We start from the raw sequence: 18,243 nt of genomic DNA on the forward strand, positions 1-18,243 counted from the left end.
GGTAGTCTACACTACCGAGTTTTTTGTTCTGAAAAAAAGCGTAAACTTTGATAAGCTACAAGAAGTGAATACAAAGTGGAGGTAGCTTTATGAACGTGATTGTAATCGGAAGTGGAATTATCGGAGCGAGTACCGCATACCATCTCGCAAGACGAGGAGTCGCGGTAACGTTGATCGACCGTGAAGAACGAGGAAGAGCGACAGATGCCGCTGCAGGAATCGTCGCTCCTTGGCTGTCGCAGCGACGAAACAAGCCGTGGTATGCTTTAGCGAAAGAAGGAGCGAAATATTACGATGTGCTACGTCAAATGTTGCGAGAAGACGGTGTCGAACAAATCGGGTATGCACAAAATGGTGTCGTTCGTCTATATGAAGATGAAAAAAAGAGAGAAAAAATCGAAAAGTTAATGATAAAACGAACAGAAGACGCGCCCGAAATCGGACGATGTGACACACAAAATGAACGCGAAACTTTGGAGCGCTTCCCTTATCTCGATGAACGGTTTATTTCTTTATTCGTCACAGGTGGAGCACGTGTCGACGGGAAGCAATTGCGAAGTGCTTTACTTAAAGCGGCTCGCCATTATCATTTGAAAGAGCTTGTAGGAGATGCGAAATTGCATCGCGAAGGGCAAGAGGTATTCGTCACTTTAAATGGTGAACGTGTCGAAGGAGACCGCATCGTTGTTGCTACTGGTGCTTGGGCTGCGGAAACTTTCGCATCGATTGAAGTGCCTTTCCCAGTGCGAGGTCAAAAAGCACAAATTGCGCACTTGCAAGTAGTGGAAGATGTGTCGCATTTACCTGTTGTCATGCCAGATGGTAATCATTATATCGTTCCGCAAGACGATCGCATCATTTGTGGAGCAACGCATGAGGATGAGTATACGAACTTAAACGTGACAGCAGGGGGAGTGCATTCTATTTTAGACAAAGCGTTCACCGTCGCTCCGAAACTAGAAGAAGCGACCTTGCTTGAAGTGAGAGTCGGTGTGCGACCTCATACACCGATGTATTCTGTCGTATATGGGACTGTTCCGTCGACAAATAATGTATGGACGGCTAACGGTCTCGGAGCTTCAGGCTTAACCGTCGGTCCGTTCGTCGGAGCGGAACTTGCGCGTCTCGTTTTAGGAGAACAACCAGTTTTACCGAAAGAACATTATACAATTGAATCGATTCAGGAAGGATGAATAGTTTGAAAATCGTAACGTGGAATGTGAACGGATTACGCGCTGTCGTGAAAAAAGGTTTTTTAGATTATTTTCATGAAGCGGATGCCGATTTTTTCTGTTTACAAGAAATTAAATTGCAAGAAGGACAAATTGAGTTAGATTTAGAAGGGTATGAAATGTATTGGAATTATGCGGAGAAAAAAGGCTACTCTGGCACAGCTATTTTTACGAAGCATACACCGCTTTCCGTTCATTACGGAGTAGGAGAAGCAACATCCGAGAAAGAAGGCCGCATCATTACGCTAGAATATGATAATTATTATATCATCACGGAGTACACACCGAACTCGAAGCGTGATTTAAGCCGTTTAGAAGAACGATTACAGTGGGAAGAGGATGTACGTCATTATTTACAGATGCTCGATGCGAAAAAGCCCATCATTTATTGTGGGGATTTGAACGTCGCACATACGGAAATTGATTTGAAAAATCCGAAGTCGAACCGCGGGAATTCAGGGTTTACAGATGAAGAGCGTGCGAAACATACGGCGTTTTTAGAAGCAGGGTTTACCGATACGTTTCGACACATTTATCCCGATGCAGAAGGCGCTTATACTTGGTGGAGTTATATGAATAAAGCGCGAGACCGCAATATCGGGTGGCGTATCGATTACATTATGATGAGCGACCGTCTAGCCGACCGTTTACAAGCGGTGACGATCGAGTCAGAAGTGCTCGGGAGCGACCACTGTCCGGTGACGGCGACATTCGATTTATAATCTAAAAACATGGGTGCGAAATTTTTCGCCCCATGTTTTTTTAATGATAATGCTCAAAATCGATAAGATGTTCTTGATACGGGTGAAATGGGATGAGCTGTTCAATTTGTTGCAATGTTTCTTCGCTAATCGTTTGATTGTAGGCATGCAAGGAGCTTTGCAGTTGTTCTACTGTGCGAGAGCCGATCAATACCGTCGCTACGACAGGTGACTGCAATAAATAATGGAGGGCAACTGCCTGCATATGCGGTTCAATCGCTTCGACTTTTGGAAGAAGCTCTGAAAGTTGTACGTTTGTAAACGGTGGGAATGCCGCGTGATTAGCGAGTCGTTTAGCGAATGTTTCCGTCAGTAAACCTTTGCCAATCGAACCGCGCACGATGACACTATTGTTTCGTTGTTGGAGCAATGGAAATACTTGCTCCGCTTTACGGTCGAGCAAATTGTATTGCATCATGACCGAAACCCCCTTACTCATCTCTGTAAAACGTTCAATGACAGTCGGTCGAATCGATGAAATGCCATATTCTCGAATGAGTCCTTCTTTTTTTAACGTCTCGAAAGCGTCAATCGTTTCTTCTACGTCATCTTCCATCGTCCCTCCGTGAAGTTGATATAAGTCGATATAATCGGTTTGCAAGCGACGTAAACTTTCTTTTACGCTCGACATAATATGTTTTTTCGATGGATTCCATGTCCACGTTTTCCCATCAGGATTCATCGCATTGCCGACTTTTGTCCCGAGAATGATCTCGTGTCGACGTTTGTTGAGTGCTTGTCCGACGACAATTTCATTTTGTCCTGCATCGTATAAATCGGCTGTGTCGAAATACGTAATGCCATAATCTAAAGCCGCGTCGATGACTGAGCGCGCTTTCTCTTGATTTGTCGGGAGTGACATGCACCCGAGCCCAAGTTCAGAAACGACGAGTTCGCTCTTACCAATTGTTCTAGTCTTCATAATCGTTCCCCCTTCATTCTCATGATACAATAGATGTAATGAAAAAGAATATGAAAAGGGGTTGACGAGATGAAATTCGGAGAAGAAAAAACAGTGAGACGAGAAACGCTTTTTGAAGGAAAAATCATTTCATTGCATGTCGACGATGTTGAATTACCGAACGGCTTACAAAGTAAACGAGAAATTGTGACACACCCAGGAGCGGTCGCAGTGATTGCTTTAACGGAGGACGGAAACATCGTGCTCGTTGAACAATATCGAAAAGCACTCGAACGTGCCATCATTGAAATTCCAGCAGGGAAAATCGACGCGGGAGAAACGTTAGAAAATTGCGCGCTTCGTGAACTGGAAGAAGAGACAGGTTATTTAGCGCATAAATTGGAACATGTCCAATCATTTGCGACATCACCAGGCTTTGCCGATGAAATTATTCACGTCTATTTAGCGTCAAACCTTGAGAAACTGAGTGCGCCACGCGAAGGGGACGAGGACGAATTTGTTCGCCTTCATGAAGTTTCTTTAGACGAAGCGTTACAATGGATGACGGAAGGAAAAATTTACGACGCGAAAACGGCGTTCGCATTACTTTACGTACAACAGCAGTTCCCGTATACTAAATAATAATTAGTCTAAATAACTCGTTAGTATAAAGATAGAAGGTTGAGAATGATGAACATGTTGTTAAACCGACACGCTTTCTATTGTCACATCATTTCTTCATTTGATATAATAGATAGTGACTTGAAGGAGGCGTCGTCATGGAAAGCCGAATTGAACGAATAAAAAAGCAGTTGCACGGGGCAAGTTATAAATTGACGCCACAACGCGAAGCGACTGTTATGGTACTACTTGAGAATGAAGAAGATCACCTCAGCGCAGAGGACGTCTTCTTACTCGTAAAAGAACGAGCGCCAGAAATTGGCCTGGCAACCGTATACCGCACATTAGAATTATTAACTGAATTAAAAATCGTCGACAAAATTAACTTCGGAGATGGTGTCGCACGCTATGACTTGCGTCAAGAAGGAGCGACTCGTTTCCACCATCATCTCATCTGTATCGAATGTGGTTCCGTAGATGAGATTCAAGAAGATTTACTCGGCGAAGTGGAAAAAATTGTCGAAACACGTTTCCAATTTACAGTGAAAGACCACTGGCTTACGTTTCACGGCATTTGCAAACGTTGTAAACAGAAAGAAAATAAAAAGAAGTAGAGAGGATGGCACATGCCGTCCTTTTTCTATTTAAAGGAGGATACTTATGCGAGACATCGATGAATTTATTCATTTCTTAATTGTAGAACGGCAACTTGCACACAATACGATTGAGGCGTATCGCCGCGATTTAACATTGTACGAACAATACCGTAAAGAACGAGGCATTTCAGAGTGGCAAAAGATGACCCGCTTACTCATTGTTGATTACTTGCAACAGTTACAAGCAGAAGGGCGCTCATCACGTACGCTCGCTCGTCACATTTCGACATTGCGCATGTTTCATCAATTTTTAATACGGGAACAGTTAAGCGATCACGACCCCACAGTTTTGTTACAGCTCCCTCAAATTGCAAAAACATTGCCGACCATTTTAACGATTGAACAAGTCGATCGTTTACTCGCTCAACCTGACTTGAGCAAACCGCAAGGAGTTCGCGACCGAGCGATGTTAGAATTGTTGTATGGAACAGGAATTCGCGTTTCGGAACTCGTCGATAGTGATATCGATTCGGTGCAGCTTGAAATCGGCTTTATTCGCGTCATCGGAAAAGGAAATAAAGAGCGTATTTTACCTTTAGGAAAGCATGCGAAACAAGCTTTACAAAAATATATAACAGAAGCGCGACTTACTTTTTTACAAAAACAATATGATAAAACGCCACTTTTTGTTAATATGAGAGGGAAGCGTTTGACGCGACAAGGCATTTGGAAAATTGTCAAACAGTATGCGATTCTTGCGAACATCCAGAAAGAGTTAACACCTCATACGTTGCGCCACACATTTGCGACGCATTTAGTAGAAAATGGGGCGGATTTACGAGCGGTGCAAGAACTGCTGGGACATACAGATATTTCGACAACACAAATATACACGCACGTCTCAAGAAAACATTTAAAAGAGATGTATGATCAATATCATCCACGTGCGTAAGGAGGAAATAAAGATGACATCATTATTTAAACGTATTCATTTAATCGTACTCGATTCAGTAGGAATTGGAGAAGCACCAGATGCGAAAGATTTCGGAGACGAAGGAGCAGATACACTCGGCAACATCGTCCGGGCGACAGGCGGGCTAAACGTTCCGCATTTAGTCGAACTCGGGCTTGGCAACATTCGTCCAATCGAAGGGCTTGCAACGACAGAACACCCGCAAGGGATTTACGGAAAATTACAAGAAGCTTCTGTCGGGAAAGATACGATGACAGGACATTGGGAAATTATGGGACTTAACATCGATAAACCATTTAAAGTATACCCAGAAGGATTCCCAGAAGAACTCATCCAGCAGTTAGAAGAACGTACGGGACGTAAAGTGATCGTCAATAAACCAGCGAGCGGCACGGCTGTCATTGAGGATTATGGCGAAGAACATATGAAAACAGGAGCACTTATCGTCTACACGTCCGCGGACCCTGTTTTACAAATTGCAGCACATGAAGAAGTTGTACCGTTAGAAGAACTTTATGAGATTTGTGAAATTGCTCGTGAATTGACATTGCAACCAGAGTTTTTAGTCGGTCGTGTCATCGCGCGTCCGTTCATCGGTGAGCCAGGTAATTTCACACGGACATCGAATCGTCATGACTACGCTTTAAAGCCATTTGGTCGCACCGTCATGAACGAATTGAAAGATGCAGGAAAAGATGTAATCGCTGTTGGGAAAATTAACGATATTTATAACGGAGAAGGGGTAACAGCTGCTGTCCGCACAAAATCTAACATGGACGGTGTTGATAAGTTGCTTGAAGTGATGGAGCAATCATTTGATGGATTGAGTTTCACGAACCTCGTTGATTTTGACGCGATGTTTGGACATCGTCGCGACCCAGAAGGATACCGTCAAGCGTTAGAAGAGTTTGATGCACGCTTACCTGAGATTTATAAGCGCATGGGAGCAGATGACTTGCTCATTTTAACAGCGGATCACGGAAACGACCCGACAGCGCCAGGTACAGATCATACGCGTGAATATGTGCCATTACTCATGTACTCACCAAAATTGACAGGGCGTGCTTTAGATGTGCGTGAAACGTTTTCCGATATCGGTGCAACGATTGCGGATAACTTTAATGTACCGCTTCCAGAACATGGCACGAGCTTTTTACCTATATTGAAAGAGCAGGTGAAAGAATGATGCGTTTTGTCGATATTTTAGAAAAAAAGCGTGACGGTCACGAACTGACAGGTGAAGAAATTGAATTCTTCATTGAAGGATATACGAATGGCACGATTCCAGATTATCAAGCGAGTGCCCTTTTAATGGCGATTTACTTCCAAGGAATGACGGCCGAAGAACAAGGTCATCTCGTCATGGCGATGGTGAATAGTGGCGATACGATTGACCTTTCACAAATCGAAGGAATTAAAGTAGATAAGCACTCGACAGGAGGCGTCGGAGATACGACGACACTCATCCTCGTACCGCTCGTCGCAGCATGTGGCGTTCCGGTTGCGAAAATGAGTGGACGCGGTCTCGGTCATACAGGGGGAACACTCGATAAGCTAGAAGCGATTGAAGGATTCCAAATTGAATTGAGCGAACAGGCATTTATCGACCAAGTGAACACATTGAAAGCAGCGGTCATCGGGCAAAGTGGGAACTTGACGCCAGCGGATAAAAAGATTTATGCATTGCGTGATGTGACGGCAACCGTCGATAGCATTCCGCTCATTGCGAGTTCTATTATGAGCAAAAAAATTGCAGCAGGGGCTGATGCGATCGTACTTGATGTAAAAGTCGGAGAAGGCGCATTTATGAAAACAGTGGAACAAGCGGAGCAATTAGCACATGCGATGGTCAATATCGGTGAAGCGGTCGGACGTCAGACGATGGCGGTCATTTCAAACATGAGCGAACCTCTCGGCGAAGCGATTGGGAATGCGCTTGAAATTGAAGAAGCAATCGCGACATTAAAAGGGGAAGGGCCAGAAGATTTAACAGAACTTTGTTACGTGCTCGGAAGTAAAATGATTGTCGCTGCGAAAAAAGCGTCGAGCTTTGAAGAAGCGCGCCATATGTTGAAAACAGTAATTGAAGACGGTTCAGCCCTTCAATTATTTAAAGAAATGATCGAAGCGCAAGGTGGAGACGGTTCAATTATCGACAATCCGAAACGTTTACCACAAGCGACATACACTTATGAAGTGTTCGCACCGCAAGACGGTTACATCGAAAAAATTATCGCGAACGATATCGGAGTCGCGGCAATGCTTCTCGGAGCGGGACGCGCGACGAAAGAGGACGAAATCGATATGGCTGTCGGCTTGCGTTTGCACAAAAAAATAGGAGATGTTGTTAAAAAAGGTGAATCGCTCGTCACGATTTACAGCAATACAGAAGAAATTACAACGACTCGAGAAAAAATTGAACGAGCGATTCAAATTAGCGCGACGAAGGTAGAAAAACAACCGCTCATTTTTGAAACAATCGGGGAAGCGTAAAATGAATTAGTTCAAGACTTTCTCCCTTCTTTTCGCTATAATAGAACGTACGAGCTGAAGAGAAGGGGGAAATTTTATGTTTTTACACGGAACACAAACAGTGAATGAAGAAGGGCATTTGGAAATCGGCGGTGTAGATGTAACAGAAATTGTTGCAGAATACAGTACACCAACGATTGTTTATGATATGGCACTTTTTGAGAGACGAGCGAAAGGGTTCGTGGATACATTTGAACAACTCGGTGTAAAAGCGCAAGTTGCTTATGCGAGTAAAGCTTTTTCAAATATCGCTTTATACCAAGTCGCTGAAACATTAGGTTTATCTTTAGATGTCGTGTCCGAAGGAGAACTATATACAGCAGTACGTGCGAATTTCCCAGCAGAGCGTATTCATTTCCACGGAAATAATAAAAGTGAATCGGAATTGCGCTATGCCTTTGAAGTGGGTATCGGATGTATCGTCATTGACAATTTTTACGAAATTGACTTACTGCGTAAAATTGCGACAGAACGCAATCAAAAGATGAATGTTTTAATTCGAGTGACACCTGGAGTAGAAGCGTCGACTCATGATTATATTACGACTGGCCAGGAAGACTCAAAATTCGGTTTCGACCTTAAAAATGGTCAAGCGGATCGTGCATTCCAACAATTGAAAGAAGATAAACATTTGCAATTTCTTGGCATGCATTGTCACATCGGTAGCCAAATCTTTGAAGTGGACGGTTTCGTTCATGCAGCGGAAGCGCTCATGCAAAAAATGCATACGTGGCAAGAAGAGGATCACTTTATTTGTTCTGTCTTGAACTTAGGTGGAGGATTCGGTATTCGTTACACGGAAGAAGATGCACCTGAAGAACCCCATGTGTATGTGAAGGCGATGACAGAAGCAGTGATGAAACTAGCGGAGCAATACAAGTATCCGATGCCTGCCATTTGGATCGAACCAGGCCGCTCTCTCGTAGGAGATGCAGGAACAACTCTTTACACAGTCGGAAGTCAAAAAGAAGTACCGAATGTGCGTCAATATGTAGCGGTCGATGGTGGTATGACAGACAATATTCGTCCAGCACTTTACGACGCAAAGTATGAAGCGGTCGTTGCGAATAAGATGAACGCACCGAAAGGTACAGTTGTCACAATTGCTGGAAAGTGTTGTGAGTCGGGTGACCAACTCATTCAAGGTGCACGTATTAGCGCAGTAGAAAATGGAGATATTATTGCACTCTTCTGTACAGGAGCGTATACTTACGCTATGGCGAGCAACTATAATCGTCTCGCAAAACCGGCTGTCGTCTTTATAAAAGACGGACGTCACCAACTCGTCGCACGTCGCGAGAAGCTGGAAGATCTCGTCCGTTTAGATGAAGCATTGCCACAAGATTGGTTGGAGGAACGAAATTGAAGAAGAGAAATATAATTCTTTTCCTAATCATTGTCACGGTGTCGCTCATTTGGGGATTCCTGTACTGGTTTTACGTCGCACCGAACTTCGGACCAGGTTCTGGTAGCTGACGCAACGACAATTAGAAAAGAAGGGATAATTGTGGAACTTTTTCGTTATCGAAAAGCGTATGAAAAAATTGCGATGGGTTTTTTATCGTACATACCGACTGAAAAGATGTTAAAAAAGTTGAAAGAAACGATCACGCTCTATCAAGAAGATCCGAACTGGCATCTTTATTTATTGAAGCGTGAAGAAGATTTTATTGCACTCGTCGGTGTGATGGTAGATGAGGAAGCGGGAGAATGGACATTGCAACATCTCTCTGTCAATCCTTCGTATCGCAATGAAGGAATCGCTCGGTACCTCGTGGATCAAATGTACGAAAAATACGGGCATTTGACCGCAAAAGGTACGGTACATACGAGAATGTTTTTGAAGTAAAAAAACCGTGTAGACAAAGTGACCTCACTTTGTCTACACGTGTTTTCATGTCTTTTTAAAACGCTCTTGAAAGACATGTACATGCTTATCAACGAGCATTTGTTCAGGAGTTTCTTCAATAGTGACGCGTTGCCAAGCTAATGACGGGTCCGTATGAAGGGTGAAAGAATCAAAAGCCTCTCGTTCTGTGATCGATTGGAGGGCGTGCTCGCACTGTTGTTTCAATTGTATCTCATCGATATATGGCTCATCCCAACAGATTTCATTAAAGCGTTTGAGTGCATTTGTCATCGTTTTTTCTGCGCCACGCCAATTTTCTCTTCGCCAATGATACAATGAAGTCGAGATGAGAATGAGTAAGGGGAGCACATGTTTTTTCGTCTGGACATTCGTTCTAATCCAAAGCTCCTCTAGCACTTCATGACATTCGAAATAATCCTGTTTTTCATTAAAATAACGGATAAATTGAAGGAAACGTTGATCTTGCCAATACATCATTATTAATCAGTCCTTTATAAAGGTGGTCGTTTCATGAGTTACGAAGTAAAATTAAGTGTATACGAAGGTCCACTTGACTTACTTCTTCACTTAATTAAAAGGTTGGAAATTGATATTTACGATATTCCGATGAAGGAATTAACGAGTCAATATGTTGAGCATATCGAAACGATGTCTATTTTACAACTAGATGAACTAGGAGAATATTTAGTGCTCGCAGCGACATTGATTGAAATTAAGAGCAAAATGTTACTCCCTGTTCATGAAGAATTAGAAGAAGTAGCCGAGGAAGAAGAAGATCCGCGTGAATCACTCGTGGAACGTTTGCTTCGTTACGAACAGTATAAAAAAGCAGCGCTCCAATTAGAAGCATCTTACGAAGAAGAACGCCAACATTTTGCGAAACTCCCGACTGTTATGGAGGCTGTTGAAGAGGAGGAAACGTTCAACGTCTTCGATCTCGTAACAGCTTTTCAAAACATGTTAAAAAAACAAGTAAAACAAGAACCGAAAAAAGCGCGTGTCGGACGTTCGTCTGTTACAGTAGAAGAAGCGGTTGCGCATGTATTAGCGAAGTTAGAGCGACATGATGGAGCGTGTCGTTTTGATGAACTATTTGAAACGTACGACCGCTCTCAATTAGTCATGACGTTTTTCGCGATTTTACATTTAATGCGTGACAGGCAAGTACGTGCGACACAGCAGCGTAATTTCGATGAAGTGTACATTGAAAAGAGGTGATCCGAGTGCTTGACGAAGCATTGATTGAAAGTTTATTGTACGTTCGTGGAGAAGAAGGGATAACCTTGAAACAATTGAACCAATTCACGACTTGTACAGAAGAACAATTGGAACAGTGGATGCTCGAGCTAGCGAAAGATGACAAACGAGGCATCCAATTAAAAAAGTATGGGAATCGTTATAAGTTTGTGACGAAAAAACAATTCAGTGAACAGGTGGAGCAACTTGCGACAGATCGGACAGTGTCATCTTTAAGCCAAGCCGCTTTGGAAGTATTAGCGATCATCGCCTACAAACAACCGATTACACGTGTTGAAGTAGACGATATAAGAGGTGTGAGTAGTGATGGTCCATTACAAAGACTCATCCAACGTGAACTTGTTGGAGAGCAGGGGCGTCTCGATCAAATTGGCCGTCCTATTTTATACGGTACGACGGATTTGTTTTTAGAACAATTTGGCTTAGAATCGTTAGAAAAGCTCCCACCATTACCGACACGAGAAGATGACCGAGAAGAAACCGACTTATTTATGTCACAATTTAAAGAAGCATTTTCATAATATTCATCATACTATCATAAAAGATTATTATAAATAAAGGTGGGTAACACATTAATGGAACGATTACAAAAAGTGATTGCACAGGCAGGAATCGCATCGAGACGTAAGGCAGAACAATTAATATTAGATGGTGTTGTAGAAGTAAATGGTGAAGTCGTTCGTGAACTTGGAACAAAAGTGAGCAATAAAGACAAAGTAGCAGTCAACGGTGTTGAAATTGTGAAAGAAGAATTTGTTTATTACTTACTTTATAAGCCGACAGGATATTTATCGACGGTGGAAGATGATCGCGGTCGGAAGACGGTTCTCGACCTCATGCCACAAGTGGAAGAGCGAATTTTCCCTGTAGGACGCTTAGATTACGATACGTCTGGCTTATTGCTCATGACCAATGATGGTGATTTTTCTTATTTATTAACACATCCCAAATATGAAGTGCCAAAAACATATTTCGCGCGAGTGCGTGGTATTCCCCGTCGAGAAGATTTGAAAAAGTTAGCGCGAGGCGTTGAATTAGAAGATGGCAAAACAGCACCTGCTTACGTAAAGACACGCTCTGTCGATAAAGAGAGACAGCGTGCTATCGTAGAAATCACAATTCATGAAGGGCGTAATCGTCAAGTGCGTCGTATGTTTGACCATATCGGTTACCCAGTGGATAAATTGAAACGAGAACGTTTCGGTATGCTTGATTTAATCGGTATGAATGCTGGAGATTACCGTCCGCTTACGATTCATGAAGTGAAACAATTACGCGTTCTCGCAGAACGTGGACAATTAAAGTAAAACGTTCATATATGGAGTGTTATATGGCAGAAAGGACTCCTGTCATTTTAGTATCTCGTAAAAAAGAGTAGGAGGTTGCATGTTGAGTACGGAGAAAGTAAATCGTAAACGCAATCGTACGATTCGGCGAGGAATCGTCTTAATGTTATTTGTTATTGTCATTATTGTTGGATTGACATTAGAACCTGGGAAAGGTCGCACTTTAGCAATTGGTGATCAAGCACCAGACTTCCAACTCGTCGATTTAGAGGGAAATGTGCATAAGCTATCCGATTACAAAGGGAAGGGCGTATTTTTAAATTTCTGGGGTACATGGTGTGCACCATGTAAACGAGAAATGCCTCATATGGAAAGTCAATACAATGTATTTAAAGACCAAGGAGTAGAAGTACTTGCCATAAACGTGAAAGAAACGGACTTAAAAGTGAGTTCATTCCGCAATGCATATGGCTTAACATTCCCTATTGCGATTGACAAAACGGAAGCGGTGAAAGAAGCGTACCGCATCAAACCGTTACCGACGACCATTTTAATCGATCCGAATGGAAAAATCGTCGACATTGTGACACGTGAAATGTCTGAAGAACAAGTGAAACATTACATGGAAATGATTCGACCTGAAAAGTAAGGAGTACGATAAAGATGGGCAACACAATTAAATGTCAGTGTGGTCACGTCAATCCGGAAGGAACAGAGCTTTGCGAAGCTTGCGGTAGACCACTTTCAGAAGAAGCAAAAGAACGTAAAATTGCCGACATGCGCTATGAAGGGGCTGCACGTCGTTCGAAAACCCACAATATGTCAATCATCGATAAAACGTGGAACTTTTTCTCCAGCGTAAAAGTCGGTGTATGGATTATTATTATTTTACTCGTAACGAGTGCCATCGGAACACTATTACCACAAAAGATGTATGTCGCAGCGCAAACTGAAGAAGAGGTTGCTGCTTATTATGAATTGCACTACGGTGTAGTGGGTAAAGTGTACCATATGCTCGGATTCAACGACATGTACAGCAGTTGGTGGTTTAAAATATTAGTCGGAATGCTCGGTGTGTCAATCATCATTGCGAGTGTCGACCGTGTCGTACCACTTTATAAATCATTGAAAAAACAAAGAACGCGTCGCCACCCTTCATTTATGAAGCGTCAGCGTATTTACGGGGTAGGGAAAGTTGATCACCCTGAGCAATCAGTTGAACAGTCAGCGGAACAGTTCAAAAAGCTGAAGTACAATGTCAAATTAGAAGATGGTGCGATGCTCGCTGAAAAAGGGAGATTCTCTCGCTGGGGTCCGTATGTGAACCATACAGGACTGATCATTTTCTTAGCTGGAATACTACTTCGAGGTCTTCCAGGGTTCTATATCGATGAGGAAATGTGGATTCGAGAAGGTGAGCGTAAAGCGATTCCTTCAGCACCTGGTTATTATATCGAGAGTGAAGGCTTCACAATGGAATATTATTCAAAAGAAGAAGCGGACGAAGTATTCGGTGAAGCGCTCGATAAAGCAGGAATGATTGCGAAAAACTACCAAACGGACGCTATTTTATACAAGGATAAAGATGGCGCACTTCCAGGTACGACCGAGTTAGAAGAAGTGAAGCGCCACCCGATCATCGTCAATGAACCTTTAACCTATGACGGGTATAGTATTTTCCAGATGGACTATCGTTTAGATGAATTATATTCCATGACGTTCTCACTGAATGAAAAAGCGACAGGAGAATCGCTCGGTCAAATGACGATTCAATTAGATAATCCTGCTCCGTCTTATGATTTAGGCAATGGAGTAAAAGTTGAAATTTTAGACTATTATTCAGATTATGCGGGTATTAAAGATGGGGAGCCACAAAACTTGTCACCGGTTCCAAATAATCCAGCATTTATTTTTAAAATGACGACACCGGAAACACCGAAAGGCGAAACGAGCTTCGTCGCCATTCGTCAAACGCTTGAGACAGAAGAAAACTTATATGAAATGAAATTCGTAGCAGCAGACACGCGTGATATTTCAGGGCTCGTCATCCGAAAAGATAAAACATTATGGATTTTATTAATCGGTGGAATTATTTTCATGATTGGTGTCGCGCAAGGTTCGTATTGGCAACATCGCCGCGTATGGATTTGTACGGGAGATGAAGGGGAACTCATTCTCGCAGGTCATACGAATAAAAACTGGTTTGGATTAATGAAAGAAATCGATGCGGTGAAAGAACATGTTCAACTGCCTCCTTATGAAGATCGTGAGGACATCGAAAAAGAAGAGAAGGAACGATTGAAGGAACAGAAAGGGGAAAATGAGTAATGGATTATGCGTCTTTAAGCGCTAACTTACTGTTAGTCTCATTCGTCACATATCTTGTGGCTACTGGATTTTTCGGAGGAGCTGTACGCAAATCAACTTCTGAAAAAGCGTATCAAAAGAGCAAGTTCGGCACGGTTGGAATTTGGATTACAATCGTCGGATTTATCGCTCATATCGGTTATTTTATCACACGTTGGATCGCTTCAGGTCATGCACCTGTAAGTAATATGTTTGAATTTACGACGGCATTTGCGATGATGCTCGTCGGGGCATTTATTTTGCTCTTCTTCATGTATCGCACGCCGTCACTCGGATTGTTCGCGCTTCCGATTGCGGTCATCATCATTTCATACGCAACGATGTTCCCGCGTGATATTACACCGCTCATCCCAGCGCTGAAAAGTAAATGGTTGACGATTCACGTTATTACAGCAGCACTCGGTGAAGCAATTCTCGCGATTTCAGCAGTTGCAGGTTTAATTTATTTAATTAAAAACATCGACATGTCACGCCGTTCGAAAGAGCGTATGTGGATTGAAGTTGTGATGTTCACAGTTGTCCTCGTCGTCGGATTTGTCGTATCAACAATTAGCTTTAATGTCGCTGGATATGAAGCAGAATTCAACTATGTGGACAAAGATGGACGCCCTGCACAAGTGACGTACAACAACCCACCGTTATTTGGAATGAATGAGTATGAATTACTCACACCAGATGCGATGGAACCAATCGCATCACTTCCTGCCATTATGAACGCGAAAACATTAACGACGTTCACGTGGTCTGTATTATTCGGTACCATTATTTACATCATTTTGCGACTCATTTTCCGTCGTCCACTCGCAGCGGTCGTTCAACCGTTAACGAAAAAAGCGAACTCGCAATTAATGGATGAAATTGGATATCGTTCAGTGTTAATCGGATTCCCAGTATTTACACTCGGTGCACTCATCTTCGCGATGATTTGGGCACATGAAGCGTGGAGTCGCTTCTGGGGATGGGACCCGAAAGAAGTTTGGGCACTTATTACATGGCTTTTCTATGCAGCATTCCTTCACTTGCGATTATCCCGCGGTTGGGAAGGGAAAAAATCAGCATGGCTTGCTGTCATTGGATTTATCATCATCATGTTCAACTTAATTGCCGTTAATTTAATTATCGCTGGACTCCACTCATACGCATAATCATTGGTATGAAAGTTGCGATAAGGTGTAGGAAAACTAGCAAAAATGTAGATAGCGTATTTGCCGATAAATATCGACAAATACGCTATTTTTTTAAATGAAACCTATTGTATACGCATGAATGTCGACAGAAATATTGTATTTTCGTTTCTTTTTCTAGCAATCATTTGTACAATAGGAAGTAGGGAACTTTTGTGAAAGCTCAAGTTTGAAAGGAGACTGTACATTGGAAGAGACAGTGAAATTATTAGTTGTGGATGATGAAGATCGCATTCGTCGTCTATTAAATATGTATTTATCACGCGAAGGATACGAAATCGATGAAGCGGTTGATGGTCAAGAAGCATTAGATAAAGCGCTTGAAAATGAATATGATTGTATTTTACTAGATCTAATGTTGCCAGAGATGGACGGGCTTGAAGTGCTCGAAATTTTACGCGAAAAGAAAAAGATGACACCTGTTATTTTATTAACAGCGAAAGGTGAAGAGTCGGATCGTGTAACAGGATTCGAAACAGGAGCGGACGATTACATCGTGAAGCCGTTCAGTCCACGGGAAGTCGTTTTACGTGTGAAAGCATTGCTTCGCCGTTCAGCGGCATTTCCAAATGCACAAACAAACTCATCGTCGAAAGATCTCGTCGTCTTTCCACAATTGACGATTGACCACGATGCACACCGCGTGACAGCGGAAGGGCAAGAAGTGAATTTGACGCCGAAAGAGTATGAGTTATTATACTTTTTAGCAAAATCACCGGACAAAGTATTCGACCGTGAGCAGTTGTTGAAAGAAGTATGGCATTATGAATTTTTCGGTGACTTACGTACAGTAGATACGCACGTGAAACGTCTGCGTGAAAAGTTAAGTCGCGTATCGGAACAAGCTTCGAAAATGATCGTTACTGTATGGGGTGTCGGTTATAAATTCGAGGTTCCGAATGAATAGAATATGGAATTCAGTCGTCGGGAAGCTATGGGCAACCATATTGCTTCTCGTTTCGTTTGTCCTTTTTATCGTTACGGTCCTTTTACTCGAGTTTTTAGATAATTTTCATACAAAACAAGCGGAAGAGTCGTTGCGTCGAGAAGCTGTAACGATATCAAAAATTGTGAACGATTATCATTCCGTCCCAATTCTCGCCCAAATTATCGATGATATTATCGATGTTGATACAAATGCGTTAATTATTTCGAAAGACGGGAAAATACTACATACGTTTCACAATGGTTCTAATGAAAAAGAAATACAAAAACAATTACTAGCACTGGAAGACGGAGGGCGTCGCGAAAAAGTGCAAGAAGTCATTTTACCTTCTACACACGATGAACAAGTGATGGAACAATACCTCGTACTTTCTACACCTTTTCCAGAGAATGATGGTGCTGTTGAAACAATCGTCATGTACCAAAGCTTAGATGCCATTCATCGCACGACGAAAAGCACAACCCATATCGTTTTGTTATCTGCCTTTTTAGCTTTATTATTAACGACATTTTTTGCCTTTTTCTTATCGTCTCGTATAACAGGACCTCTTCGCAATATGAAGCATGCTGCACTCGAATTATCAAAAGGAAACTTTGAAACGACCATTCCACATGTGCAAAATGACGAAATTGGAGAACTAGCACAAGCCTTTAATAAAATGGGTGTGCAATTAAAAGATTATGTCGAGTTAATTAAACAAGAGAAAGAGCAATTATCAAGCGTGTTAACATCGATGACAGATGCGGTATTAACCTTCAATCATGAATTCGAAATTGTCGTGACGAATCCACCAGCCGAAAAGTTATTGCAAAAGTGGCAATTTACAGATGAAGTGTCTGAGGGAGCTTTACCACCGCAAATCGTTCATATGTTAGATCATGTCATTACGTTCGCAGAAGAAGTGGAAGATGAGTTAGAAATTGGTCGTCAATTTTATGCGATTTCCATCAGTCCTCTCTACAGTGAAAATAGCATTCGGGGTGCGGTTGCGGTCATGCGTGACATGACGGAACAACATCAATTAGATAAGTTGCGTTCAGATTTTATCGCCAACGTTTCACACGAATTACGCACGCCGATTTCGATGTTGCAAGGTTATAGTGAAGCAATACTTGACGGGGTCACTCAAAACGACGAAGAGCGTTACGAAATGGTTCAAATTATTCACGATGAATCGAAGCGGATGAACCGTCTCGTTAATGATTTACTTGATTTAGCACGCATGGAATCAGGGCATATGCGTCTTTATAAAGAGCCGTTCGATGTCGTTAAGTTTTCAAATCGGATAATCAATAAATTTTTGCAACGCGCAAAGGACCAACAAGTTGATTTGACATTAGAATCAACAAAATCTGAAATTATGATTGAGGCGGATGAAGACCGAATCGAACAAGTGTTGACGAATTTAATTGACAATGCAATCCGTCACACGCCAGAAAATGGTTCTGTTAAACTGACAATTCAAAGCTTTGAGGATGCGGTAGAGATGAGTGTGATTGATACTGGAATCGGCATACCAGAAGAAGATATCCCATTTGTTTTTGAACGCTTTTACAAAGCAGACAAGGCAAGGACACGTGGAAAAGGCGGTACAGGTCTCGGTTTAGCAATCGCTAAAAATATCGTTGATTCTCATGAAGGCTTGCTTTATGTGAAACGTGGAAAAGAAAGAGGGACGATATTCACTTTCGTCTTACCGAAAAAATAATGTAACGTT

At 42.3% G+C, this 18,243-nt stretch carries 19 protein-coding genes; 17 read left to right on the forward strand and 2 right to left on the reverse strand.

From position 1 onward, the window contains the following. Positions 1 to 89 precede the first annotated feature (89 nt). Both IRY55_RS01560 and IRY55_RS01565 read left to right on the forward strand, forming a co-directional pair. Entirely contained in the window at positions 90 to 1,193 is a 1,104-nt protein-coding gene (locus IRY55_RS01560) for an NAD(P)/FAD-dependent oxidoreductase (RefSeq protein ID WP_194561499.1), read from the forward strand. A 5-nt stretch (positions 1,194 to 1,198) separates the two neighbouring features. Continuing rightward, a complete protein-coding gene (locus IRY55_RS01565; protein WP_194561500.1) occupies positions 1,199 to 1,954 on the forward strand; it encodes an exodeoxyribonuclease III in 756 nt (251 codons plus the stop codon). A 40-nt stretch (positions 1,955 to 1,994) separates the two neighbouring features. Here IRY55_RS01565 and IRY55_RS01570 read toward each other — a convergent pair whose 3' ends face one another. Next, on the reverse strand, positions 1,995 to 2,915 hold the full coding sequence (locus IRY55_RS01570; RefSeq protein WP_194561501.1) for an aldo/keto reductase: 921 nt from the start codon (positions 2,913 to 2,915) through the stop codon (positions 1,995 to 1,997). A 69-nt stretch (positions 2,916 to 2,984) separates the two neighbouring features. Here IRY55_RS01570 and IRY55_RS01575 point away from each other — a divergent pair, with 69 nt between their 5' ends. From IRY55_RS01575 to IRY55_RS01605, 7 genes are all read left to right on the forward strand, one after another. After that, on the forward strand, positions 2,985 to 3,536 hold the full coding sequence (locus IRY55_RS01575) for an NUDIX domain-containing protein (RefSeq protein ID WP_194561502.1): 552 nt from the start codon (positions 2,985 to 2,987) through the stop codon (positions 3,534 to 3,536). Between the two features lie 137 nt (positions 3,537 to 3,673). Continuing rightward, the gene (gene fur, locus IRY55_RS01580) at positions 3,674 to 4,129 is read left to right on the forward strand and encodes a ferric iron uptake transcriptional regulator (protein ID WP_194561503.1); all 456 of its coding nucleotides are present in this window, start codon (positions 3,674 to 3,676) and stop codon (positions 4,127 to 4,129) included. Positions 4,130 to 4,175: 46 nt separating this feature from the next. After that, entirely contained in the window at positions 4,176 to 5,063 is an 888-nt protein-coding gene (xerD, locus tag IRY55_RS01585; protein ID WP_194561504.1) for a site-specific tyrosine recombinase XerD, read from the forward strand. A gap of 13 nt (positions 5,064 to 5,076) precedes the next feature. Continuing rightward, on the forward strand, positions 5,077 to 6,270 hold the full coding sequence (gene deoB / locus IRY55_RS01590) for a phosphopentomutase (protein WP_194561505.1): 1,194 nt from the start codon (positions 5,077 to 5,079) through the stop codon (positions 6,268 to 6,270). After that, a complete protein-coding gene (locus IRY55_RS01595) occupies positions 6,270 to 7,577 on the forward strand; it encodes a pyrimidine-nucleoside phosphorylase (RefSeq protein WP_194562356.1) in 1,308 nt (435 codons plus the stop codon). The genes deoB and IRY55_RS01595 overlap by 1 nt, the downstream gene beginning before the upstream one ends. 76 nt (positions 7,578 to 7,653) lie before the next feature. Next, on the forward strand, positions 7,654 to 8,982 hold the full coding sequence (gene lysA, locus IRY55_RS01600; protein WP_194561506.1) for a diaminopimelate decarboxylase: 1,329 nt from the start codon (positions 7,654 to 7,656) through the stop codon (positions 8,980 to 8,982). 141 nt (positions 8,983 to 9,123) lie between these two features. Further along, positions 9,124 to 9,465 (forward strand): GNAT family N-acetyltransferase, encoded by a 342-nt coding sequence (locus IRY55_RS01605; protein ID WP_194561507.1) that lies wholly within the window; start codon positions 9,124 to 9,126, stop codon positions 9,463 to 9,465. A 45-nt stretch (positions 9,466 to 9,510) separates the two neighbouring features. On the opposite strand, the gene IRY55_RS01610 is transcribed toward IRY55_RS01605, so the two are convergent. Further along, positions 9,511 to 9,963, reverse strand: a complete 453-nt coding sequence (locus IRY55_RS01610) for a DUF309 domain-containing protein (RefSeq protein WP_194561508.1) — start codon at positions 9,961 to 9,963, stop codon at positions 9,511 to 9,513. 33 nt (positions 9,964 to 9,996) lie between these two features. Between IRY55_RS01610 and IRY55_RS01615 the strand changes: the two genes are divergently transcribed. From IRY55_RS01615 to IRY55_RS01650, 8 genes are all read left to right on the forward strand, one after another. Next, positions 9,997 to 10,704: a segregation and condensation protein A gene (locus IRY55_RS01615; protein ID WP_194561509.1), complete on the forward strand. Its 708-nt coding sequence runs from the start codon at positions 9,997 to 9,999 to the stop codon at positions 10,702 to 10,704. 5 nt (positions 10,705 to 10,709) lie between these two features. Beyond that, on the forward strand, positions 10,710 to 11,264 hold the full coding sequence (gene scpB, locus IRY55_RS01620; protein ID WP_328799598.1) for an SMC-Scp complex subunit ScpB: 555 nt from the start codon (positions 10,710 to 10,712) through the stop codon (positions 11,262 to 11,264). Positions 11,265 to 11,318: 54 nt separating this feature from the next. Further along, complete coding sequence (locus tag IRY55_RS01625) at positions 11,319 to 12,050, forward strand: pseudouridine synthase (RefSeq protein ID WP_194561510.1); 732 nt, start codon at positions 11,319 to 11,321, stop codon at positions 12,048 to 12,050. 82 nt (positions 12,051 to 12,132) lie between these two features. Then, on the forward strand, positions 12,133 to 12,678 hold the full coding sequence (resA, locus tag IRY55_RS01630) for a thiol-disulfide oxidoreductase ResA (protein ID WP_408015112.1): 546 nt from the start codon (positions 12,133 to 12,135) through the stop codon (positions 12,676 to 12,678). A gap of 14 nt (positions 12,679 to 12,692) precedes the next feature. Then, positions 12,693 to 14,357, forward strand: a complete 1,665-nt coding sequence (locus IRY55_RS01635) for a cytochrome c biogenesis protein ResB (RefSeq protein ID WP_194561512.1) — start codon at positions 12,693 to 12,695, stop codon at positions 14,355 to 14,357. Beyond that, positions 14,357 to 15,541 carry a c-type cytochrome biogenesis protein CcsB gene (gene ccsB / locus IRY55_RS01640; RefSeq protein ID WP_194561513.1) on the forward strand — a complete coding sequence of 395 codons (1,185 nt, stop codon included), beginning with the start codon at positions 14,357 to 14,359 and terminating at the stop codon, positions 15,539 to 15,541. Before IRY55_RS01635 ends, ccsB begins: the two co-directional genes overlap by 1 nt. Before the next feature lie 226 nt (positions 15,542 to 15,767). Next, entirely contained in the window at positions 15,768 to 16,487 is a 720-nt protein-coding gene (locus IRY55_RS01645; RefSeq protein WP_194561514.1) for a response regulator transcription factor, read from the forward strand. Next, on the forward strand, positions 16,480 to 18,234 hold the full coding sequence (locus IRY55_RS01650; protein ID WP_194561515.1) for an ATP-binding protein: 1,755 nt from the start codon (positions 16,480 to 16,482) through the stop codon (positions 18,232 to 18,234). The genes IRY55_RS01645 and IRY55_RS01650 overlap by 8 nt, the downstream gene beginning before the upstream one ends. Positions 18,235 to 18,243: the final 9 nt, after the last annotated feature.

This window comes from Savagea serpentis, assembly GCF_015351395.1.
Taxonomy (GTDB): domain Bacteria; phylum Bacillota; class Bacilli; order Bacillales_A; family Planococcaceae; genus Savagea; species Savagea serpentis.